This window comes from Staphylococcus gallinarum (assembly GCF_029774255.1).
Taxonomy (GTDB): domain Bacteria; phylum Bacillota; class Bacilli; order Staphylococcales; family Staphylococcaceae; genus Staphylococcus; species Staphylococcus gallinarum.
Window position 1 is genome coordinate 2,127,932 of sequence record NZ_CP069082.1, and the last position, 23,797, is coordinate 2,151,728.

At 33.3% G+C, this 23,797-nt stretch carries 23 protein-coding genes, 1 tRNA gene and 1 other RNA gene; 6 read left to right on the top strand and 19 right to left on the bottom strand.

Annotated elements, in window-relative coordinates:
* Window positions 1–539: 539 nt before the first annotated feature.
* The 13 genes from JN168_RS10095 to JN168_RS10155 form a co-directional block, all read right to left on the bottom strand.
* Complete coding sequence (locus JN168_RS10095) at window positions 540–701, bottom strand: hypothetical protein (protein WP_279525856.1); 162 nt, start codon at window positions 699–701, stop codon at window positions 540–542.
* A gap of 209 nt (window positions 702–910) precedes the next feature.
* Window positions 911–1,271: a transfer-messenger RNA gene (gene ssrA, locus JN168_RS10100) on the bottom strand.
* Window positions 1,272–1,375: 104 nt separating this feature from the next.
* Complete coding sequence (gene smpB, locus JN168_RS10105; RefSeq protein WP_042739643.1) at window positions 1,376–1,840, bottom strand: SsrA-binding protein SmpB; 465 nt, start codon at window positions 1,838–1,840, stop codon at window positions 1,376–1,378.
* 22 nt (window positions 1,841–1,862) lie between these two features.
* The gene (gene rnr / locus JN168_RS10110; RefSeq protein ID WP_042739642.1) at window positions 1,863–4,241 is read right to left on the bottom strand and encodes a ribonuclease R; all 2,379 of its coding nucleotides are present in this window, start codon (window positions 4,239–4,241) and stop codon (window positions 1,863–1,865) included.
* Window positions 4,242–4,277: 36 nt separating this feature from the next.
* A complete protein-coding gene (locus JN168_RS10115) occupies window positions 4,278–5,018 on the bottom strand; it encodes an alpha/beta hydrolase (RefSeq protein ID WP_042739641.1) in 741 nt (246 codons plus the stop codon).
* Window positions 5,019–5,150: 132 nt separating this feature from the next.
* Complete coding sequence (secG, locus tag JN168_RS10120) at window positions 5,151–5,384, bottom strand: preprotein translocase subunit SecG (protein ID WP_042739640.1); 234 nt, start codon at window positions 5,382–5,384, stop codon at window positions 5,151–5,153.
* Window positions 5,385–5,452: 68 nt separating this feature from the next.
* Complete coding sequence (locus JN168_RS10125) at window positions 5,453–5,914, bottom strand: hypothetical protein (RefSeq protein ID WP_042739639.1); 462 nt, start codon at window positions 5,912–5,914, stop codon at window positions 5,453–5,455.
* Between the two features lie 314 nt (window positions 5,915–6,228).
* On the bottom strand, window positions 6,229–7,533 hold the full coding sequence (eno, locus tag JN168_RS10130; RefSeq protein WP_042739638.1) for a surface-displayed alpha-enolase: 1,305 nt from the start codon (window positions 7,531–7,533) through the stop codon (window positions 6,229–6,231).
* A 191-nt stretch (window positions 7,534–7,724) separates the two neighbouring features.
* Entirely contained in the window at window positions 7,725–9,245 is a 1,521-nt protein-coding gene (gene gpmI / locus JN168_RS10135) for a 2,3-bisphosphoglycerate-independent phosphoglycerate mutase (RefSeq protein ID WP_279525857.1), read from the bottom strand.
* Window position 9,246: 1 nt separating this feature from the next.
* Window positions 9,247–10,008, bottom strand: a complete 762-nt coding sequence (gene tpiA / locus JN168_RS10140) for a triose-phosphate isomerase (RefSeq protein WP_107512319.1) — start codon at window positions 10,006–10,008, stop codon at window positions 9,247–9,249.
* A gap of 83 nt (window positions 10,009–10,091) precedes the next feature.
* On the bottom strand, window positions 10,092–11,282 hold the full coding sequence (locus JN168_RS10145) for a phosphoglycerate kinase (RefSeq protein ID WP_279525858.1): 1,191 nt from the start codon (window positions 11,280–11,282) through the stop codon (window positions 10,092–10,094).
* Between the two features lie 135 nt (window positions 11,283–11,417).
* On the bottom strand, window positions 11,418–12,425 hold the full coding sequence (gap, locus tag JN168_RS10150; RefSeq protein WP_042739634.1) for a type I glyceraldehyde-3-phosphate dehydrogenase: 1,008 nt from the start codon (window positions 12,423–12,425) through the stop codon (window positions 11,418–11,420).
* A 40-nt stretch (window positions 12,426–12,465) separates the two neighbouring features.
* Complete coding sequence (locus JN168_RS10155; protein ID WP_107512320.1) at window positions 12,466–13,494, bottom strand: sugar-binding transcriptional regulator; 1,029 nt, start codon at window positions 13,492–13,494, stop codon at window positions 12,466–12,468.
* Window positions 13,495–13,866: 372 nt separating this feature from the next.
* Here JN168_RS10155 and JN168_RS10160 point away from each other — a divergent pair, with 372 nt between their 5' ends.
* Entirely contained in the window at window positions 13,867–14,100 is a 234-nt protein-coding gene (locus tag JN168_RS10160) for a hypothetical protein (RefSeq protein ID WP_042738249.1), read from the top strand.
* A gap of 142 nt (window positions 14,101–14,242) precedes the next feature.
* Here JN168_RS10160 and JN168_RS10165 read toward each other — a convergent pair whose 3' ends face one another.
* Complete coding sequence (locus JN168_RS10165) at window positions 14,243–14,914, bottom strand: DUF4887 domain-containing protein (protein WP_279525859.1); 672 nt, start codon at window positions 14,912–14,914, stop codon at window positions 14,243–14,245.
* 292 nt (window positions 14,915–15,206) lie between these two features.
* Between JN168_RS10165 and JN168_RS10170 the strand changes: the two genes are divergently transcribed.
* The 3 genes from JN168_RS10170 (at window position 15,207) to JN168_RS10180 (ending at window position 16,888) form a co-directional block, all read left to right on the top strand.
* On the top strand, window positions 15,207–15,404 hold the full coding sequence (locus JN168_RS10170; protein WP_042738247.1) for a hypothetical protein: 198 nt from the start codon (window positions 15,207–15,209) through the stop codon (window positions 15,402–15,404).
* A 378-nt stretch (window positions 15,405–15,782) separates the two neighbouring features.
* The gene (locus JN168_RS10175) at window positions 15,783–16,679 is read left to right on the top strand and encodes a TIGR01777 family oxidoreductase (RefSeq protein ID WP_042738246.1); all 897 of its coding nucleotides are present in this window, start codon (window positions 15,783–15,785) and stop codon (window positions 16,677–16,679) included.
* Window positions 16,680–16,705: 26 nt separating this feature from the next.
* Complete coding sequence (locus JN168_RS10180; RefSeq protein WP_042738245.1) at window positions 16,706–16,888, top strand: hypothetical protein; 183 nt, start codon at window positions 16,706–16,708, stop codon at window positions 16,886–16,888.
* A gap of 509 nt (window positions 16,889–17,397) precedes the next feature.
* Here the strand turns inward: JN168_RS10180 and clpP are convergent.
* Entirely contained in the window at window positions 17,398–17,982 is a 585-nt protein-coding gene (clpP, locus tag JN168_RS10185) for an ATP-dependent Clp endopeptidase proteolytic subunit ClpP (RefSeq protein ID WP_042738244.1), read from the bottom strand.
* A 154-nt stretch (window positions 17,983–18,136) separates the two neighbouring features.
* Here clpP and JN168_RS10190 point away from each other — a divergent pair.
* Window positions 18,137–18,208 (top strand) — tRNA-Arg (locus JN168_RS10190).
* A 1,095-nt stretch (window positions 18,209–19,303) separates the two neighbouring features.
* Window positions 19,304–19,759 (top strand): hypothetical protein, encoded by a 456-nt coding sequence (locus tag JN168_RS10195; RefSeq protein ID WP_107580436.1) that lies wholly within the window; start codon window positions 19,304–19,306, stop codon window positions 19,757–19,759.
* A gap of 69 nt (window positions 19,760–19,828) precedes the next feature.
* Here the strand turns inward: JN168_RS10195 and JN168_RS10200 are convergent, their stop codons facing one another.
* The 4 genes from JN168_RS10200 to JN168_RS10215 all read right to left on the bottom strand — a co-directional run bounded on the left by JN168_RS10200 (window position 19,829) and on the right by JN168_RS10215 (window position 21,971).
* Window positions 19,829–20,203 carry an MAG6450 family protein gene (locus JN168_RS10200; protein WP_107593360.1) on the bottom strand — a complete coding sequence of 125 codons (375 nt, stop codon included), beginning with the start codon at window positions 20,201–20,203 and terminating at the stop codon, window positions 19,829–19,831.
* Entirely contained in the window at window positions 20,196–20,645 is a 450-nt protein-coding gene (locus JN168_RS10205; protein WP_107580413.1) for a Panacea domain-containing protein, read from the bottom strand. The genes JN168_RS10200 and JN168_RS10205 overlap by 8 nt, the downstream gene beginning before the upstream one ends.
* Window positions 20,646–20,796: 151 nt before the next feature.
* Window positions 20,797–21,261, bottom strand: a complete 465-nt coding sequence (locus JN168_RS10210) for a hypothetical protein (protein WP_279525861.1) — start codon at window positions 21,259–21,261, stop codon at window positions 20,797–20,799.
* Window positions 21,262–21,815: 554 nt separating this feature from the next.
* The gene (locus JN168_RS10215) at window positions 21,816–21,971 is read right to left on the bottom strand and encodes a hypothetical protein (protein ID WP_279525862.1); all 156 of its coding nucleotides are present in this window, start codon (window positions 21,969–21,971) and stop codon (window positions 21,816–21,818) included.
* Between the last annotated feature and the right edge of the window lie 1,826 nt (window positions 21,972–23,797).

Genomic DNA, 23,797 nt, shown 5'->3' on the forward strand with positions numbered 1-23,797 from the left:
TTTCAGGTCTGTTTTTAGTCGTTGAAATTTACAATTAAATTTTAACATAAAAAAATAGGGTAGGCATATGCCCATCCCTTTCATAATATGGTATTGATTATTTCTCACATTGTCTATAAACATTATATATATCTACCATTCAAGGTAGCTTTTCCAATAGTTCATCGAATATTTGCCTTATGTGTTCCCAGCTGAAATTGAATATCCTACCAACATCTTCATATGTTCGCCCTTCACTAATAAACCAAAAGGTAAGATATTTTTTTTCGTTTACTATTGATGATATTAATATGTCTAATTAGTTAAAATATATTGTGTCATCTACCGAACAATCTCAACATCATTGTCTTGACTTTGCAAGCTAAAGAAATCATCAAAGTTACTATCTTCTACCACATTGATAACATCATTTTATCTTTATTTTGCTTAATTAATACTTTAACCTCTTTTTTGTCGAAACGTTTCATATCCAACCTATCTCATTAACTAATTGTTTGATAATAGCTCTACGCCCTTAATTAAGTGCATTCTTACCTATATTAAGTAGCTGGTGTGATTACTTCATCAATTTGATCATCTTTCCACCATGATAGCTCGATAATATGCTGTTTTAGTATAGAAGTTTCATTAAGTACTGTCGTTATACCTTTGATAAGTTTATATAAATTATGATGATACAAATCATCAGGGACGATGTTCAATGATTGATAATACCTTAACATTTTATGATAATTTTTGAAGTGTACTTTTAATATGTGTGATCCTATTCCTTGATCCTTTTATTATTTTTCGGGCTCAAATATAATTTATTAAAAACACAATTTAAATAAAGATAGTGTTTTTTATTCGCTGAAGCAATACTGTGGCAACAAAAATAAAAATCCCTCAACCACAAGGATTGAGAGCTGTATAGTGGAGACGGCGGGATTTGAACCCGCGTCCAGAGGTCCTGATACTAACCTTTCTACGTGTGTAGTCTATCAATCAATTTCGCATGATGGTAGGAGATAGACAACCAACATCATACTAGTTTGATTCATCTCTTCTAGACAGACTTCAAACGGCAGTGTCTAGCGTATCCTACTTAAGGTTGAATCGCGTTAACTGCACATAGGAGATGCAGTTAGGCGATGCAGAGTGCTATTAGGCAGCTACTGCGAAATTATTGTTTGATTTGCCAGTTATTATTAACTGTGTGTGTTGTTGCGGAGACAACCCTCCGACACGCTTAATTAGCTCGGGGGACCCCTGTCGAATCCAAGAACGTCCCCTTAATATGAAATTAATGTACTTTCTGATGTGTTAACACTGTGTTTACATTTCAGAAAGCACATTTAATATTACCAAAGATGGAGACCTTTGGCAATATTTTCGCTTAATAACGGGCTTTCATTGCTCTATCTATATCACGTTTTACTGCTTTTTCTTTCAATGCTTGGCGTTTGTCATATTTTTTCTTACCTCTTGCAACACCAAGTAAGACTTTACAGTGGCCATGTTTTAAATAAAGTTTTAATGGGATGATTGAGTAACCCACTTCTCTTGTTTGGTCACCAAGTTTGTTAATTTCACGTTTGTGAAGAAGTAGCTTACGTGAACGACGTGGATCATGGTTAAATCTATTACCTTCTTCATATGGTGCAATATGCATATTCTGAAGGTAGATTTCACCGCGATTGACTTGCGCGTAACTATCTTTCAAGTTTGCACTGCCACGACGAATGGATTTAATCTCTGTCCCTTGTAACACAATGCCCGCTTCAATCGTGTCCTCAATAATATAATCATGTCTCGCTTTACGATTTTCAGCTAATGTTCCAGGTGATTTTTTCTTTGGCATTGAGTTTCACCTCTTTGTTGATTTATTTTTTCTTTTTACGTGCTTTTCTTTTAACTTTCTTGTCTTTGTAGAAAGGTTTGTGTTTGGTATTACCATCACTATGTTTCTCTTTGTTACGACGGTTTTTACCTTTACGTTGGTTTTGCTTTTTGCCCTTTTGGTCTTTAGAGCTGTCTAGTGATTTACCACGTGTTTTTGCTTGTATTGTCTTACCACGCGCTGGTCTTTGACTAGCGCGATCGTTATTTTTAGGTAATGGCATACCTACAATTTGGAAATCTATCATGCGTTCATCTACATCAACGTTTATGACCTTGATCTTAACTGGGTCACCGATGCGGAATACTTTAGCTTGGCGTTCTCCAATCATTGCCATTTGACGTTCATCAAAGTGATAGTAGTCATCTGTCATGTTAGACACGTGGACCATACCCTCAATTGTGTTTGGCAATTCGATAAACATACCAAAATTGGCAACTGAACTGATGATACCTTCGTATTCTTCACCTAAATGTTGAATCATATACTCTGCTTTTTTCAGTTCATCTGTATCGCGTTCTGCTTCAATGGCACGACGCTCACGTTGTGAAGTATGTTCTGCAATTTCTGGCAGCATATCTTCCCATTTATTTAAAGTCTTATTATCCATAGATTTTTCTATAAGGTATTTACGGATTAATCTATGCACGATTAAATCAGGGTAACGACGGATTGGTGAAGTGAAGTGTGTATAGTATTCAGCTGATAATCCAAAGTGACCTAAATTGATATCATCGTATTTAGCTTGTTGCATTGAGCGTAGCATCATTGTTGAGATAACCATTTGTTCGGGTTGACCTTCAACTTCTTGTTGAATTTTCTGTAATGTTGAAGGATGGATATCTTCTCCAGTACCTTTAATCATAAGTCCGAAATTAGTTATAAAATCAAAGAATTGACGTAAACGATCTGATTTTGGTTGTTCATGTACACGATAAATAAACGGAACGTCTAATTTGTTAAAGTGTTCTGCAATCGTTTCATTGGCTGCAAGCATAAATGATTCAATTAATCTTTCGCCTTCTCCGCGTTGTCTTAATTGAACTTCAGTTGGAATACCATCTTTATCAACTAATACTTTTGCTTCATTAATATCAAAGTCAATTTCTCCACGACGTCTACGCATGTTAATTAATCGATTTGATAAATCTTGTGCGAGATCGAGCATTGGTGTAACTTCTGCATAATGATTGCGTGTAGCTGCATTCTGATCGGTAATAATTTCATTCACTTCATCGTAAGTCATTCGATAATTAGAGTGGATAACACTATCAAATATTTCGTGTTTCACAACTTCTCCGCGTTCATTCAATTCCATTTGACAACTTAGAGTTAATCGGTCTACATCAGGATTTAATGAACAGATTCCGTTACTTAAACGATGTGGAATCATTGGAATAACACGGTCTACAAGGTATACACTAGTTGCTCGACTATAGGCTTCTTCATCTAATGCAGAGCCTTCTTGAACGTAGTAGCTTACGTCAGCAATACTTACAGTCAATTGTGTGTGACCATTGTTTAACTTTTTAATGCTTATTGCATCATCCAGGTCCTTTGCATCCGCGCCATCAATGGTAATTGTAAGTTCATCACGTAAATCTCTGCGACCTTCTATTTCATTTGGATTGATTTCTTCTGGTACAGCTTTTGCCTCAGCTAACACATTATCTGGAAACTCTATTTCGATACCATGTTGATAAATAATAGATAAGATATCTACGCCTGGGTCATTTTTATGACCGAGTATTGCTGAAATATGACCTTCAGGATTGTCTGTACCATCTGCATATTTAGTAATTTGTACTAATACTTTATGGCCATCAACTGCACCTAAATTTTGACCTTTAGGAATAAAGATATCTTGCATGATACGTTTGTCATCTGGTAATACGAATCCGAAGTGGCGTGCTTCACTGTATGTTCCAACAACTTGCTTTACAGAGTGGTCTTCAATGGATTTTACTTCGCCTTCTACTTTACCTTTATGCTCACCTTTCGAATTCTGGATTTCAACAGTTACGGTGTCGCCATCCATAGCACGATTAATCTTGGTTGGTGGGATGAAAATATCTTCCATATCCTCATCTTCAGGACGTAAGAATGCAAATCCTTTTTTGTTTTGACTCAATTTTCCTCGAATCAATTTAGTTTCTTTTGACTTAGCAGATGCTTTACGTTGATATCTATCTGTCTTCGTACGTTCAATTAGACCAACTTGTTCTAGTTCAACAAGTACTTTAATTAAATCTCTAAATGAATCTGCACTGCTTAAGCCTAAGGCATCTTGAAAATCAGACACTGACATCGGTTCATAATCTGGTTGTTTGATTATTTCTTCAATGGATTGTTTTAAATTCATTATGCCCCTCCTTTCTATATTTTCTACGTTTATATTTTAATTTGACCAATCTAATGATTCTAAAAATTGATATACATCTTCAAATACTAATTCCTTTTCTTTATCTATTGTAATTACATGTCCAGAATTAGCATACCATTTAATTGCTTTATCATCAGATTCGCTCTCGTTGTATATAATGTTTGCAGAATCTGTATTTATCATTTTATCTTGTTCAGCTTGAATCACTAATAGAGGATCCATAACTTCATCTATATGATCACGTACATCTTGTATTTGACCTTGTAATTCTTTTAATGTGTCAGTTGGATGAAAGGCAGCCATTTCTGACTCAATTGTGTCTTGGTCTTTGCCTTCGTATTTTTTAAAATTACGTGCATAGTCTAAGACGCCTTCAAACATAGCACCTTCTGTCTTAATATACATAGGTGAACACATGGTTACAATACCCTTTACATCTCTATTTAAGCTTAATTTCAACGCAAAACAGCCGCCTAAAGATAAACCTACTACAACAATTTCTTCGTAGCCCTTTTCAACTAAAAAGTCATAGCCATCTAATGCATCTTTATACCACACATGTGGGCTAGATTCGAGAATTTCTTCAGGTGGTGCGGCATGGCCTTCATATTGTGGCGCATAGCTCGTATAGCCCTTCTTCTGTAAAAATCGACCTAATTGACGGACATCTGCAGAATTCCCAGTAAAACCATGTAACAATAACACAGCTCGAGGACCTTCTTCAAAGAAGAACGGTTTTGGTAGTTTGATTTGCATTGTGATTCAATCCTTTCGCATATGCTTGTATCAATATTACTTTAATAATTATTAATTTACTAAACCAAATCAATATAGAGTCCTACTCTATACATTATAAATAAAAAAGCCCGACTTTTACATTGTCGGACCTTATATACCCAAATAACTTATGCCTAACATTAACAAGAAGAAAATGACAGACAATACAATTGTTAATCTATGCAAGAATAAATCGATGCCGCGTTGCTTTTGTTTTCCAAATAACTGTTCGGCGCCACCACTGATTGCACCTGAAAGTCCATTACTTTTACCTTCTTGGAGTAACACAACAGTTATTAATGCAATACAATCTATAATTAAAAGTATGATGAATAATGTATGCATGAAAATTGTCCTCCATTCATTATATACGAATCGCATTATATCACACGTTCGTTGAATTTAGCAAACTTCTATCTATTAAATGTACTTTTACGCTTTACTGAAACGACAAACATATAAATTGCTAATAATAATGACATCACTAACACTATCGTTAATGGGAAAATGTTGATTGTTCCCTTAACATCTAAGATAGCACCATAAACTGAGCCTATATTAATTAAGTTGTATAATATTTGTGATGTAAATACTGCAAACATAAACCACCATAAATATGTGTGTCTATTCCAAATTGCAATCACACCAGCTAAATTAGCTAATATATACATTACGCCAGTAAATTGAAAGCTATTTCTAATTGTACCAATCGCATTCTCTGATGGCTGTTGACCACTATTAGCTAACATTTGTTTAACTACACTATCGTCTAATATCACAAATAAATGTATTGCATAAAGTATTGCGATAATTAAAGAACAGTAAGCAATCATATGAGCAGTCTTGGTTTCCCTTGATTTTGCTTTTGCCTCCATAATAAGTTCGTGCTCCTTCTTTATATTACATCTTTAATTATATCAGTTTCAGACCAAAATATGAATAAATTAAATAGCATATATAACTTCAATTGAAAGTGATATCAGTTCTATATAAATAATGAAATAAAGTGATTGACCTATAAATACGACATAATGCATAAACACACAATAATCTATTTGTATTCGACTTCGTATCACCAAAAATAAAGAGAGCCGATTGAAATCCTTAAATTTCAATCGACCCTCTATTGTCTAAGATTTAAATCTTAAATTTAAGCGCGTGAACTCTCATTTATGAAATCTTAGCTTTATTATTTAGATAAGTTATAGAAAGATTTAAGCCCGTCAAACTTGCCTGTTTCGTATAATTCATCTTCGATACGTAATAATTGGTTGTATTTTGCAATACGGTCAGTTCTTGATAATGAACCAGTTTTGATTTGTCCAGCATTTGTTGCCACTGCAATATCAGAGATTGTAGTGTCTTCTGTTTCACCTGAACGGTGAGATACAACTGCTGTGTAACCAGCTTTTTGAGCCATTTCAATAGCATCAAATGTTTCAGTTAATGTACCGATTTGGTTAACTTTGATTAAGATTGAGTTACCGATACCTTTTTCGATACCTTCAGATAATTTAACAGTGTTTGTAACGAATAAATCGTCACCTACTAATTGAACACGATCGCCGATACGGTCAGTTAATACTTTCCAACCATCCCAGTCGTTTTCATCCATACCATCTTCGATTGTGATGATTGGATATTTGTTAACTAATTCTTCTAAATAGTCAACTTGTTCTTCGGCAGTACGTTTTGCACCATTTTCACCTTCGAATTTAGCATAGTTGTATACGCCATCTTCGTAGAATTCAGAAGAAGCACAGTCAAATCCTAAGAATACATCTTTACCTGGCTCTAAACCTACAGCTTTGATTGCTTCTAAGATTGTTTCAACAGCGTCTTCAGTACCTTCGAATTTAGGAGCGAATCCACCTTCGTCACCTACTGCTGTTTCTAAACCACGGTTTTTAAGGATTGATTTTAAGTTGTGGAAGATTTCAGCTCCCCAACGTAATGATTCTTTGAATGATTCAGCGCCTACTGGCAATACCATAAACTCTTGGAATGCGATAGGAGCATCTGAGTGAGAACCACCATTAACGATGTTCATCATTGGAACTGGTAATTGTTTACCATTGAATCCACCTAAATATTTATAAAGTGGTTGTCCTAATAAATCAGCTGCTGCACGAGCTACGGCGATTGATACACCAAGGATAGCGTTAGCACCTAATTTACCTTTATTTTCTGTACCGTCTAATTGAATCATCATTTTATCAATAGAAACTTGTTCTAATACTGAGAATTCACCTTCTACGATTTCTGGTGCGATGATTTCGTTAACATTTTCAACAGCTTTAGTAACACCTTTACCTAAATAACGTGATTTGTCTCCGTCACGTAATTCAACTGCTTCATGTTCACCAGTTGAAGCACCTGATGGAACTAATGCGCGACCAAATGCGCCACTTTCAGTTAACACTTCAACTTCAACTGTTGGGTTACCACGTGAGTCTAAGACTTCGCGAGCGTAAACATCTGTAATAATTGGCATGTTTATAATCTCCTTTTTTGTAAGTAGTTTAGAAATATTAAATTTCATCTTCATTATAGCTATTAAAGCCATAAATACAAGTAATTTAATTGTCTATAAATTTAGCAAGATGTCCTATTCCTCAATCTATTTTTTAAAATAAAATTAAAGTCACAGAACATCTTGAAATTTCTATAAGTTAGTCCTGTTAATTATTCATGGTTAATTAGTGATTCACCAGTCATATCTTCTGGTTGCTCAACATTTAATAAGTCTAATAATGTTGGGGCCAAATCTCCTAATCTTCCCGTTTCTCTCAATGTTAATCCTTCTTTAGTAACGATGACTGGTACCGGATTTGTTGTATGGGTAGTCATTGGTTGATCATCATCTGTTAGGACCATATCTGAGTTACCATGGTCTGCAGTAATAATCGCTTGTCCACCCATTTCGATAATTTTATCTACAACTTCTCCAAGACATTCATCAACAGCTTCAATCGCTTTGATTGTTGGTTCTAGCATTCCACTATGACCTACCATGTCAGGGTTAGCAAAGTTTAAAAGAATTAAATCTAAATCACCTTTAGCTAATTCTTCTAATAATGCATCTTTAACTTCATAAGCACTCATTTCTGGTTTTAAATCATAAGTTGCTACTTTTGGAGAATCGATTAAACGACGTCTCTCACCTTCGAACTCATCATTTCTACCACCACTCATAAAGTAAGTTACATGTGGGAATTTCTCTGTTTCAGCAATACGTAATTGCTTTAAGCCATTGTTCTGCGCAACTTCGCCAATCGTATTTGTTAGATCAACTTTTTCAAACACAATTTCAGCGTCTACATTATCATTGTATTTAGTGAAAGTCGCATAGTATAAGTCATTTACACGGTCAACTTTGAATCCATCAAATGCCTTATCTGTGAAAATTTCAGAAAGTTGTCCTGCTCTATCTGGTCTGAAGTTGAAGAAGATAACTGCATCTCCGTCATTCACACCATCATTTTGATCAGCTACAACGAATGGTTCAACAAATTCATCTGTTAAATCTTTAGCATAGTTTGCTTCTACACCTGCTTTAGCAGAATCGAATTTTTCACCACCAAAGTTGCGAATAGCATTGTAAGCTTTTTCTTCTCTATCCCAACGTTTATCACGGTCCATTGCGTAATAACGACCTGAGATAGAAGCGAATTGACCAACGCCAATTTCTTTGAATTTAGCTTCTGTTTCTTCAATATATTTCAAGGCAGATTTTTGATCTACGTCACGTCCATCTAAGAAACCGTGAACATAAACTTTTTCTACACCTTGTTGTTTCGCTAATTCTAAAATAGCAAATAAATGTTTATAGTGACTGTGAACTCCACCGTCTGATAATAAACCAAAGACATGTAGTCCTGAATTATTATCATTAACATGTTGCATTGCATTATTTAATACGCCATTGTCAAAGAAATCGCCGTCTTCAATTGATTTATTGATACGAGTTAAACTTTGATAAACAACACGTCCAGCACCAATATTCATGTGTCCAACTTCTGAATTACCCATTTGTCCTTCTGGAAGACCAACATCTAAGCCACTTGCTTCGATTTGAGTTGTTGGGTAGTTACTGTAGTAACGGTCAAAATTGGGTTTGTTAGCTAGTTTTACGGCATTGCCATGCTCACTTTCTCTATTTGCAAAACCATCTAAAATAATTAATGCAGTTGGTTGTTTTGCCATATTATTTTGCACCTTCCAACAATTGTACATAATCATCTACTTTAAGAGATGCGCCTCCAACTAAAGCACCATCGATATCTGATTCAGCCATGTATTCTTTGATGTTGTTTGGTTTCACACTACCACCATATTGGATTCGAGTTGCATCTGCTACTTCTTGGCTAGCTACATCAGCAACTGTAGTTCTAACGAATGCACACATTTCGTTTGCATCTTTAGCTGTTGATGATTTACCAGTACCGATAGCCCAAATTGGTTCATATGCAATTACAACTTGTTTCAATTGTTCTTCAGATAAACCAGCTACTGCTTTCTTAACTTGTTCTCCAACAACTTCATTTGCTTTACCGCTTTCGCGTTCTTCGTCAGTTTCACCAACACAAATGATAGGTGTCATACCATGATTAAATACAGCATGTGCTTTTTTGTTGATTTCTTCATCTGTTTCATGGAAAATTTCACGACGCTCAGAGTGTCCAATAACAACATATTTAACACCTAAATCAGCTAATGCTACAGGTGATGTTTCACCAGTAAATGCACCATTATCTTCAAAATAAGTGTTTTGAGCACCGATTTGTAGTCCTTGTGCTTTACCATCATTAACTGCTGATACTAATGCATCTAATTGAATAGTTGGTGCACAAATAACAGATTCTACTTCATTTGTATCAGGTAAAGTTGGTAATGCATCGATAAAATCTTTTGCTTCTTGAACAGTTTTGTTCATTTTCCAGTTACCTGCGATAATTGGTTTTCTCATTATATTACACTCCTATTAGTTAAATTATGATTAAATCTGTAACAGCCCTTTAATCAAAGTTTCTCAGTTATGAGTTGCGTGTATTATTTATCAGCGATTGCTACTACGCCAGGTAATTCTTTACCTTCTAGATATTCTAATGATGCACCGCCACCTGTTGAAATGTGACTGAAATCATCAGCATAACCTAAAGAAATCGCAGCTGCAGCTGAATCGCCACCACCAATGATTGTATTAGCATCTTTAAGTCCTGCAATTGCTTCACAAACACCAATTGTACCTTTAGCGAAATTACTTAATTCAAACACTCCCATAGGTCCATTCCATACAACTGTATGTGCGCCTAGAAGTTGTTCTTTAAATAGTTCAACTGTTTTAGGTCCAACATCCATCGCTTCTTGATCTGCAGGGATGTCATCAACTGAAACTTCTGTAATTTCAGCATCGTTTGAGAATTCTTTTGCGACTTTACAATCTACTGGTAATACAATTTGATCTCCAGCACGTTCTAATAAGTCTTTTGCAAAGTCAACTTTGTCTTCTTCTAATAAAGATAAACCAATTTCTTTACCTTGTGCTTTGAAGAATGTATATGACATACCGCCACCAATAAGTACTTTATCTGCAATGTTTAATAGATTAGTGATGACACCAATTTTATCAGAAACTTTAGCTCCACCAAGAATAGCTACTACTGGCTTCTCAGGATTTTCGACTACGCCGCCGATATATTTAATTTCTTTCTCCATTAAGAATCCTGCAACTGTTTCTAAATTAGATGCAATACCTACGTTTGAGGCATGTTCACGGTGAGCTGTACCAAATGCATCATTTACAAAAACATCACCAAGTGAAGCCCAATATTTACCTAGTTCAGGATCATTTTTAGATTCTTTTTTGCCATCAACATCTTCGAAACGTGTATTTTCTACTAATAATACATCGCCTTCTTTAAGATTGTTCACAGCTTGTTCAAGTTGTTCGCCGCGTGTTTCTGGTACAAACACAACGTCTTTACCTAATTTTTCTGTTAAAGCTTCTGCAACAGGTTTTAAAGTTAATTCGGCTTTATCGCTTTCTTCTTTCACTTTTCCTAAGTGAGAGAACAATACAACTTTTCCACCTTCATCAATAATATACTTGATAGTTGATAATGCTTGAACGATACGGTTGTCGTTTGTGATTTTTCCGTCTTTCATCGGCACGTTAAAATCAGCGCGGACAAGTACAGTTTTACCTTTTAATTCTAAGTCAGATACAATTTTTTTAGCCATCTAAACTTCCTCCTCTTAATGGAACAATAAAGTAAAATAAGCGGAGAAGCGTTTGTGCTCCCCGCTTACTCCTAAGCCTATTGCTAAAATTTAATACAGCACACTGGGCTTGCTAAATTAATTTGACATTAATTATTATTTAGCTTGAGTTGCTAAATGTTCTAATGTACGTACTAATTGTGAAGTGTAAGACATTTCGTTATCGTACCAAGCTGCAACTTTAACTAATTGACGATCGCCAACAGTCATTACACGAGTTTGTGTTGCATCGAATAATGAACCGTAAGTGATACCAACTACGTCAGAAGATACGATTTCGTCTTCAGTGTAACCGAATGATTCGTTTGAAGCGTTTTTCATTGCATTGTTAACGTCTTCAACGCTTACGTCTTTTTCTAATACAACTGTTAATTCAGTTAAAGAACCAGTAGCAACTGGTACACGTTGCGCACCACCGTCTAATTTGCCGTCAATTTCAGGGATAACTTTACCGATTGCTTTAGCAGCACCAGTTGAGTTAGGGATGATATTTTCAGCAGCTGCACGAGCACGGCGTTTGTCACCTTTAGCATGTGGAGCATCTTGTGTATTTTGGTCACCAGTGTAAGCGTGAATTGTAGTCATAAGACCTTCAACTAAACCAAAGTCATCATTTAATACTTTAGCTACTGGAGCTAATGAGTTAGTAGTACATGAAGCACCTGAAACAACTGTTTCTGTACCATCTAATTCGTTATGGTTAGTGTTGAAAACGATTGTTTTCAAGTCACCAGTTGCTGGAGCTGAGATTAATACTTTTTTAGCACCTGCATTGATGTGAGCTTCTGCTTTAGTTTTGTCAGCGAAGAAACCAGTACATTCTAATACTACATCGATGTCTAAGTCACCCCATGGTAATTTACTTGGGTCTGGCTCAGAGAATGATTTAACTTCTTGACCGTTAACACGGAAACCGTCTTTTTCAACTTCAACTTCTCCAGTGAAGCGACCTTGCATAGTATCATATTTTAATAAGTGAGCTAACATTTCGTCATCTGTTAAGTCATTTACTGCTACTACGTCGATTCCTTCAACGTTTTGAATTCTTCTGAATGCTAAACGACCAATTCTACCAAAACCATTAATTGCTACTTTTACTGCCATTAAAATGGCCTCCTTTAAAAATGATATTTAAAAAGTGAAATCACTTTTTAGTACTATTGTTTGCAATAACTCTAGCCGCACCTTCATCTGTAATTAATACAGTGTTTTTAGGAGCAATTGATAGGTAAGCTTTAATTGCTTCTCCTTTTGATTTACCCCCTGCTACGGCAAAAATAAACTTCTTCGACTCAAGATCTTCTAATTGTAGTCCAATCGTTTTCACTTTATGAACCACATCGCCTTGATCATCGAAATAATATCCAAATGCTTCTCCTGAGGCATTGTGATGTTGAAGTTTATTTATAACTTCACTAGGTGATTGACGTCTACGCGCCATCTTCAGCGCATCACCAATGCCGTGGATTGTAATATTGGATTCTTTAATCTTTTCAAGTGTATGGATGACTGAAGGTTCTAACATAAGTGTGTTATAAGTTGTCTCACTTACATTATCAGGAACGTATAATGTCGTATAATCCCCGCCGGTTTGTTGCGCCATACTTGCCGCAATTGTATTGGCTTGATAAACAACATTTTCGCCTAACCCCCCACGCGCTGGCACGAAAAACACATCAAATGGTTGATCATGCATCGCTTCACTTACATAAGCCATCGTTGACCCACCCGTAACGGCAACAATCGCTTGTTCATAGAGAACATCTTCAACAAGTTGACCTGCCTGTCTCGATAATTCAATCTTAACAGTCTTATCTGTATCAGAATCTCCAGGTATTACATAGACATCTTTGATATCATATGCGTCTTTGATTACTTGAGCCAAATGATGATCATCCGAATAACTATTGAAATAACTATTCAACTGTCGAATCGTTGCTTCTCCTTCGTCAGTAATCTCCATACCTGTTGGTTTCACTTTAACAAGCTCTTGCTTCTTTAATGCATCTGTTTCCGACCTTAACACACGTTCAGTTAAATCCATATATTCACTTAAACTACGTCGACCTACTGGTTGATACTTTGAGATAGTAGTGAGGATTGAAAAACGCCGATACATTTTTTCAACAATTTCAGGAACTAACTTCTGTTGAATTTTTATCAAGTCTTTCACTACTATCCTCCTCCTTATCAATTTAAAGGGTCAAGTTCTAACCATAGATTGACTTTTTACGTCCCTGGCGGGACAAAAAAATATAACCTTTTATAGTTGCAATACTACTACTATATATTCGAAATTGCAAGGGAAATACAACGTTAAAAATTAATGATAACACTTACATTTCGTTACTCATTTATTAATAGGCTTTACAATTTACAAATTACCCTTTTATGTACAATCTTAATCATTAAATTGCACTTTATATTTATATTATTGTAATAATTCGAGTCATAAGTCAAATTTCATAACTTGCTACCTTTATTTTGCCTAGAGGGAGCTTAAAAGTTAAACTAAAAGTAACTTTACTTACAAGGGGGTCGTGTTATGTCCAGCAATGAAAAACCTAAAGTTTTAACGCCTGGTGATGGTCAATATAAAGATGATAGCTATTTTAAGCATCATCGACATAGCAACAATAATCATGATGCCAAAGGCTACAGTCGCCATTATCATTATGGTACGAGAATTGGATGTGGTCCTTTCGGTTGTTTAGGCGGTTGTTTGACTTTAATACTACTACCAATAATTATAATTTATTTCTTACAATTATTCTTTTGATTTTTCCATTGAAAATATAAAAAGACACGCCACGTAACTTTAGTATTGTTGTACCCCTATTAAGTAAGTTGAGATTATGCATACTTACTATTAGATGTACCACACTCGTCAATCGTGTCGTGCCTTATTTTAAATTAATATGTTAGTCTTCATCTGAAGATTGGCTACTCTTTTCTGAGCTGTTATTACCTTGGCTACTTGAACTAGATGATCCTTGACCTGAATTCTGAGTTGATTTTTGTTGTGTTGATGGTTGTTCTGTGGATTTTGGTTCAGTTGTCTTTTTTTGCTGTGTTGATGGTTGCTCTGTTGTTTTCTCTTCGGTTGATGGCTCTTCAGTAGTCTTTTCTTCAGTTGATGGTTCTTCTGTTGTTTTCTCTTCAGTTGATGGTTCCTCAGTAGTCTTTTCTTCAGTTGACTTCTCTTCGGTTGAAGGTTTTTCCTTAGTTTTCTGCTCTTGTGTAGTATTACGTTCTACTGTTGCTGGTTGTTGGGTCTGTTGCTGTGTTTGTTGCGTTTGTTGCGTTTGCTGAGTCTGCTGGGTTTGTTGCATTGTTTGTTGCGTTTCTTCAGTTGATTTGTTTTTTTTCTTTTTTTCTTCCTTAGTTTTCTCTTTTTTCTTTTCTTTTTCTTCTTGCTTTTGGTCACTTAAGCGTTCATTCGCTCTATTAGAATGATCTACAAAAGCAAAGATTGCGAAAACAAGGCCGAATAAAAGTAGGAATACTATAACCCCACTAACGATTTTGGCAAACAAGCTCATCTTCTTTTTACCACGACCATCAAAATCATTATTTTGATTATGCTTTGGCATATGCTTCCCTCACTTTAATTTTATATCTATTTAATCGTAAGCTCTGTTAAATTACAATTTACTATTGTCAAAAATATATTTTACAACATTTCAAAGTTGATTAAAACTTATTACCACTTTTTTCACTAGTTAATATTGAAATTACATTTACAATTGTAGAATAAAAACACAAAATATCTTATTATTTATTGTAAATCCATTTTAAGTTAAAAGAAGTCACCCTTTCAATAAAACAAATGAAAACATAAGTTTTTTAATAAATTATAGCTCGAGTAAGGATGTGTCATAATAAGTGGAAAATAGTGATTTATTCAAAAATTCAAACGATCCACAACAATTTAAGCAGCATGGTATACGACAAATGATGAAAGAAAATGATGAATATGAATCAACAGATAATGATAAGTCTAATCACAAAATAATACCAATCACTTTGGCTTTACTGATTATTATAGCTATTACTCTAATTACCTTTTTTATATTTTTATAACCATAAATGATTATGTATTATTCTCTTAGTATGATTAATTCATTTTTCAAAGTTATCAAAATTCAAAAAGATAATTTTACAACAATAATTGAGATAACATAAAAAAGGTCTATACTATAATGTATAGACCTATACTAAAGGGAGTCAAAATTTTACCTTCATTGTATATTATGGGGTATACTCGAATAATTAAGAAAAGATTAATTATTATTGAAGGTACTTTTATTATAACTTATACAATATGAATATAAAGGCTTCTAAAGGTTAGTTAATGACATATTAATGAACAATTTTTGAAAAAATTATGACCTTCTATTTTAAAGTAACTAAGAAGATGAATAATTAAAATGAAATGCAATTTATTCTAGAGGTGATACGATGAAACAGTATTTAATCACAGGTGGCACTGGTATGGTTGGCAGTCAATTAATTGATGCAATCGTGGAAAGTGATGCGCATATTACTGTATTAACAAGACAAAACAAAATCAATTCACACCCAAAAATTTCCTATGTGAATTGGACTGAATCTGATTGGGAAAGTAAAGTTCCAGATATAGATATTGTGATAAATCTAGCTGGTGCAAGTCTTAACCATAGATGGACTAAGCAACATAAACAACAAATTATGTTAAGTCGTATTCAAGCAACTCAAACATTATATGAATTGTTTAAATCAAGAACAAAACGCCCAGACGTATTTTTCAATGCAAGTGCCGTTGGGTATTATAGACCTGATTATAACCGTACCTATACAGAATTATATAAATCGTTACCTTTTGACTTTCTTTCTGAGGTCGTCTATCAATGGGAACGACGCGCAAAACAATTCGAAACATTAGGTTCACGCGTAGTCATCGGTAGATTTGGTATGGTGTTATCAGACAAAGGTGGCGCATTACCATTAATGAAACAAAGTTACGACTATTATGTTGGTGGCAAACTAGGTTCTGGCCGCCAATGGTATTCATGGATTCATATCGATGATTTAGTTAGAGCCGTTCTATATACAATCAATGACGAAAATGCAAAAGGGGCATTTAACTTCACTGCGCCAATTGTAGAACGTCAAAACTTATTTGGTTATACATTAGCTCGTATTACTCATCGCCCTCACTATACATGGGTGCCGTCACTAGCTTTGAGATTAGTACTAGGACAAATGTCCACTGTTGTTTTAGATACGCAAAAAGTCATTCCAAACAAACTTCAAGCACTAGACTTTAAATTTAAATATCCTGACTTGAAAATTGCACTTGAAGATTTGGTACATTAATTTAAATATAATGAGAGGAGATATACATGAAGCAAGATAGTGTTACTCATATCCTTTTATTAATTGCAGGCATACTTATATTTATTAATGGCATATTTGCATTTGAAAATTCTGTACCGATGATTATTGTTTCTAGTTTTTTCATTGTAATAGGAAGTATTTGCACAGTTTTTGCCAGTCTACTTATATTTAAAAAGTATAAGTCATAACCTTATTCATATAAAAAGTTTGAATCATAAATTCCACAAACATAGCGCTCAGATAAATGAATTCAATTTATCTGAGTGTTTTTTTGTTTTAATTACGTATTGTTGGCTCGCTTTCCTAGGGGACAGCTTCAGCCTGTAGTCTTCAGCTTGTCCTGCTCCCTCAGGAGTCTCGCCAAAATACGTTGAAATTATTTATGTCTTTTAAATTACTGTATATTCAATTCTTATATTCAATTTGTCTTGTTTATGTTGGTATATCAATCATTAAATACTTAATACCTTATCTACTAGATTTTCATTCATAGTACGTTTTGTTGACTCGCCTTCCTATAAGAACAGCTTCAGCCTGTAGTCTTCAGCTTGTCCTGCTCCCTCAGGAGGCCCGCCAAAATTGTGTCCCAAAATTATAAAAAAGGCAACTTCTATATGATTTCAATAGAAATTGCCTTCTAATAATTGTACTAAAACTTTATGTCTTAGAGACTTTATTTCATTGTATCCTTTGAAAATTAATCTTCAGGATTCATAACGTGGTCTACTAAACCGTATTCTTTCGCTTCTTCAGCTGATAAGAAGTTGTCACGATCAGTATCTTTTTCAATTTTTTCAATTGATTGACCAGTACGATCTGCTAAAATTTGATTTAATTTAGCACGTGTTTTTAAAATATGGTTAGCAGCAATTTCGATTTCAGTTGCTTGACCTTGCGCTCCACCTAATGGTTGGTGAATCATTACTTCTGCATTTGGTAATACATAACGTTTACCTTTCGCACCAGCAGCAAGTAAGAATGAACCCATTGAAGCTGCCATACCAATACAAATTGTTTGAACATCAGGTTTGATATGTTGGATTGTATCATAAATAGCAAAACCAGCAGTCACACTTCCACCTGGTGAGTTGATATAAAGATAAATATCTTTCTCAGCATCTTGTGCTTGTAGGAATAATAATTGTGATACGATAGAGTTTGCTACGTTATCATCGATTTGTGAACCTAACATGATAATACGATCTTTTAATAAACGTGAGTAAATGTCATAAGCGCGTTCCCCACGGTTTGTAGTTTCAATTACTGTAGGTATTAAATTCATTAATATTGCCTCCTTATTTCTAACTGATAAACTTATTTTAACCTAAAAGTCAAACATGGTCAAAAAATAAAGCTCAAAATATTTAACCATTTTTATTTCATTCTTGTTGACCCTTACAAATAACATTTGTAAACTAATATTATTGTTATATTTACCCCTCGTAGTGTAATGGATAACACATAAGATTCCGGTTCTTAGAATAGGGGTTCGATTCCCTTCGAGGGGACTTATAAGATATAATTACACACTTTTCAAAATCAAGAATGTTGTAATGACGGCATTCTTTCCACATGGTATTACCATTACTAACTATATAAAACTAAATTTTAGGGACTTTTAAGGGACCCGAATGACAAAACACCCCACCTATTCATTTAGGTGGGGTGTTGCATAAAAACAACCGCTATTACACGGTTGTAATTATAACTTTTAAATTAAGAAAAAATTTGAATGAGAGTATATAAAATAATTACCCTCTTATTGCAAAAACAAACATAAAAAGCGCATCCTTTTTATTAGAATGCGCAGTAACTGTAACTGTATAATATATTTTACGATTGGTTTGTGCTCAACGAACACATTCATATTGTAACACACTTAAATTGTTTATAGAACAGCAAATAGAGATAGGTCTGTAACATACCTATCTCTTCCTGTTGATTGATTTTATTCAGAAGTCATGACATCTGCCACTTGTTCTCATTACCCTTAAGATTTATAAAATAAACATAAAAAAGCAACCAAATTAATGGCTGCTAAAGGCGATCAATCACTATAAAGTATTAATCAGGGAAGAAATGGGTCTAACTTCCCTTTTAATATATAACCACTTTCATAATACTTAAACATAAGAAAACAGGCACATTGTATGCACCTGTTTAGAAGAGTGTATTTTACATTATCAAATTTCATTAGCTATTTTGCTAATACCCACTGATAACTCTATTAAAACATAAAAAAACAGCCGAATTAACGGCTGCTTCTCATCCTTTATATTAAGGATGACCATGTCAATTTTAAAAGAAAACAAGTATATGTGACTAAAACTTCTCCCACACAAAATGTATATTATCATATTTACCGCAATTTTAAAACGGACATAAATAATAGTTCTAGTCAAATAAAAAAGCAGATACTTTAAGTACCTGCTTTTAAGTGTATATATAATGATCATTTAACAAGTCATCTTATGAATAAGATAGACAGACATTGTATAAGTAAATGAAAAAATTTAAATTAAAATGCGCTATAGACTTGAGTCGTAAAGTATAATAAATTTAATATTTTATATTTACATACACTAAAAAGGAGATACATAATAATGAAAAACTTTTTTCTTGCGATAGTTACGCTATTGCTAATCGCACTTTTAGGAACTGCGATATACATTTATAACAATCCTAAAGTGATAGAAAAAATTACTAGTCAAGATAAAAATGGTAAGGTTAAATCAAATGAGGAGGAAAAAGATACATCTACGCAAGATGACAACACAGATACCTATCCTAAACAAACTGAAGAAGGCACAAATGAATTGTCTAACACACCACAACAAACAGAAGAACATGATAGCGAAGGACTTACACAAGAGGATAGAGATAGGATAGCAACTGAACAAGCAACTCAGCAATCACCTAAACCACCTAATGGTTTAACAGATGATGAATATGCTGAATGGGAAAAACAAACTTATCCTCCTCAAGAACATAATACAGCAGGAGAAAATAATTACAAATATGCTAAAGAGCACGGCTTAATACCTGAAGAAGATAAATGATAAAAAAATTGATCTAGATTATTTTCTAGATCTTTTTTATTAATAAAACACCCACCAGTTGGTGAGTTTTTATTTATGATACTTATGATTTAAATCTAATCTTAATATATTAAAATAACCTTTATCGTCATAAAAACCATGTATTCTAAATTGTTTACGATCTTTGCCATAATGAAGTATTTCAATATTATTTTTCATCTCTTTTACTGGCCCCTTTTTTCTCAAAAAAAGGTTATCCACTTCTGTAATAGTGAGTCCTTTATAAACTGTTTCTTTAATGAAATTATGCAATTCTTTCGTTAAATCTTTAGGTTTATTAGTATCAAAACAATATTTAGGCTCTAATTCTGTACCAATCGCTAATTTAAAAACTCTGCTTTTCAAATTAGTTAACTTCGTACCTTTTGCAGTATGTTCACTTTTTAATTTCGTTAACTTAGTCACCGCTATAAATACTCCAATAATAATTTTTCATATCTTCAAATCTAATAATATTATTAGAAGATTCGGTCTCTCCTAAACCTTTACGTTGGTTCAACCATGGTGCCTCTTCGTGAGTGATAGCTTCCAGTTCATTCCCACTTAGATGTCCATATGTTTCTAAAACAGAATCCAAAATTTCCTTTTCTTTATTAGAAAAACTATATTCCACATCTTTTGCTGGTTCATTTATTTCATTCCAACCATAATTTTTATATTCTTGATAAAGTTCAGGCGATACTGGGCCATGAACCCACGCTTCAAAATGAGTATCATCGACTAACTTTTCATTTAATAATGCATTGCACCAAGCTTCTGCATAATAAGAAAGTTTTTGTAGTTTTTTGGGAGTAATATCTTCACCATTTTCAATAATATACTTGGCTACTTCATGTATACTAATCATCGCAATCCCTCCTTTAATTACATCATATATTATAAACAATACTTTTTGTACAGTATTTTAAACATTTCATACGTAAATACAGAGCAAGCACATAAGTGCCTACCCTATAATCATTTGACTAGTGGGGATATCAAAATCTGAGTTACTTACATTATTGATATTTATCCAATCTTTTCATTGCTTCAAATCTTGCAGTTAAATCCCTTAGACGCTCACTTTCATCAGGTGACATTGTAGTTTTACCTTCCATTGCGTCAGTTTTTTTAAGTTGTAATTGTTGAAGTTCATTCTTTTCAGCGTCCGTCAAATAAACTGATTGCTCTGCTGTTGGTTTATTAGGAGACGTTTGTTTGATTGAATCGTTTTTCTCGCTTGTTTCTTCATCAGTTTGTTGTGATGGCGTTTCATTTAATTGATTATCCGTTTGTGGGCTAGATTGTGTGGTAGTATCGTTATTTTGATATGATTCTTCTCCTTGTGTTTGTTGTGTCTCTTTCGAACTCTGAAAATCACTTTGTGTGTGATCATTAAAGTAAAGATTATATGCGAAATATCCTGCAAAACATGCTAAGCCTATAAATATAAGTGTAAATATTGTCCCAAAAAATATTTTCATGATTTTTATTCCTTTCACTTTTATCATCTTAATATTACTAGAAACATATGCTTTACTCAATACAGTTTTGTATCGAAAATTGAAATGATTGCAGTTTAATTTTAAATAAAAAAACAACCGCTGTTACACGGTTGTATAATAGACTTCATCATCAATACAGAGAACTATTTATATTTTACCAAATACTTCATATTTTAAACATAAAAATAGCAACCAAATTAATGGCTGCTATAAAGGATTATCATCATGAAAAACTATTGCATAAGGAATTGCCATTACCATGCTACTATATATATAACCACTTACATTATATTTAAACATTAAAAAACAGCTGAATTAATAGCTGTCTTTTAACTAGTAGTAAATGTTTAGGATATTAAAATTAACAAGAAAATAAGCGTATTGTTTAATCACTTATAAACAATACTTACAATCTATCATTTTTATTAGGCTTATAAAAGGTCATTTACAAAAAAACAACTATCTTTACAAATTTTTAAAATAACGATTTTTCAATATTTGAACATAAAAATTTACTTCTGAAATTTGTCAATCTATATTTTCTTTAATTTTCTCATTATTTTATTTATATATTTTGAATAATCTTTTCCTTTTTTCATTTTTATTTTACCGTTTATTTTATATAAAACATTTTCGATTTTTCCATTTTCTACATATTTCCTAAGTATTTTTTTAATTTTATATTTCATAATAAACCCCCTACCTTCAAATCTATATTTTCTTAAATATACATTAAAATTGTAAATATAGTGTGAGCATTTATTAAATTTTATGTAAATAAAAACAGCCGAATTAACGGCTGTACTTAATATATAAATTTTAATGGAAGGCGAGGAATTTTCCATAATCTTATATTACCCGTCGAAAATATAAACAAAACAAGTCGCAATTCATTTAGACGATATTTTGCATAAAAAACAACCGCTATTACACGGTTGTAATTATAACTTTTAAATTAAGAAAAAATTTGAATGAGAGTATATAAAATAATTACCCTCTTATTGCAAAAACAAACATAAAAAGCGCATCCTTTTTATTAGAATGCGCAGTAACTGTATAACATCTATTATACGATTGGTTTGTGCTCAACGAACACATTCATATTGTAACACACCTAAATTGTTTATAGAACAACAAATAGAGATAGGTCTGTAACATACCTATCTCTTACTGTTGATTGATTTTATTCAGAAGCCGTGACATTTGACCCTCTTTTTCATTACCCTTAATATTTATAAAATAAACATAAAAGACAGCCAAGTTAATGGCTGCTAAAGGCGATCAATCACTATAAAGTATTAAGTAGGGAAGAAATGGGTCTGACTTCCCTATTAGTATATAACCATTCTTATCATACTTAAACATAAAAACAGGCACATATTATGCACCTGTAAAAAAAGAGTGTATTTTACATTATCAAATTTCATTAGCTATTTAAGTAATACCCTGAATATTTTAATTTAAACATAAAAAAACAGCCGAATTAACGGCTGCTATATCATAACTTTTAGAAGGAGTGGAGCTACCACAATCTTATATTACCCAATGATCATAAAATAAAACACCCACCAGTTGGTGAGTGGTAATTGATGAGTTTTAATATTATCTTTTGTTCTGTATATACAAATTGTACAATAGTATTAATTACTTAATATATAAGATAGGAATTTTGCAAAGCGGAGTGTATTTGAGGTTAACTGTTGCGACGGTCGCCTCTTTTTTTATATAAAAATAGGGAAAGCACATAAGTGCTTACCCTGTGTAGTATGATATCTGATTTAATCATAGCATAAAAAAGAGCAACCATAGAGAAAGCTGCTCAATATAGTGTGAAAGGAGTTGACCCACTACATTTTATGTTTCCCACAATAAATTATAATTAAACAAAAAAGCCACTCAAAAGAGTGGTTAAATCATTAAATTATGATAGTAGAAGTGCTCATTTATAGAGCTTATCTATTTTACCAAATTAAATATCTATATTCAATATAAAAAGAGCAGACACGGGACATGTGTCTGCATCATTGAAAGCGAGTATGTATATATGTTATCAAAAAATATAAATTATTTCTATATGTTATAAACAAAAAACCACTCCGAAGAGTGGGCGTACAATAATATAAGCGTTTCGTGCAAATAAATTATAACTCATTTAGTAAGCGTTTACAATAATAAAATAAAAAAAGGCGCCGAAGCGCCATTTAAGTGTCTAACGAGGTGATCGTTATACTTAGATTACAATGTCAGTCAGTCTCTACTGGAAAGAGACAAAAATATATTATCAAAGTTTTGCTTTTTATTCAATATAAAAAAGAGCAGGCACGGGACATGTGCCTACTCAGAAAAGATAGATCTTTGCCGAGTTTTTGTCTATTTATTTTGGGAGAAAAATAGACGTTTAAATTGTATCAAACATAAAATCATTTTACAACACTAATTTTATTTAATATCTCTGCATAAATTATCCACCCTATACAGTGCAATATCTAGTTATATTAGATAATAAAAAGAGCAG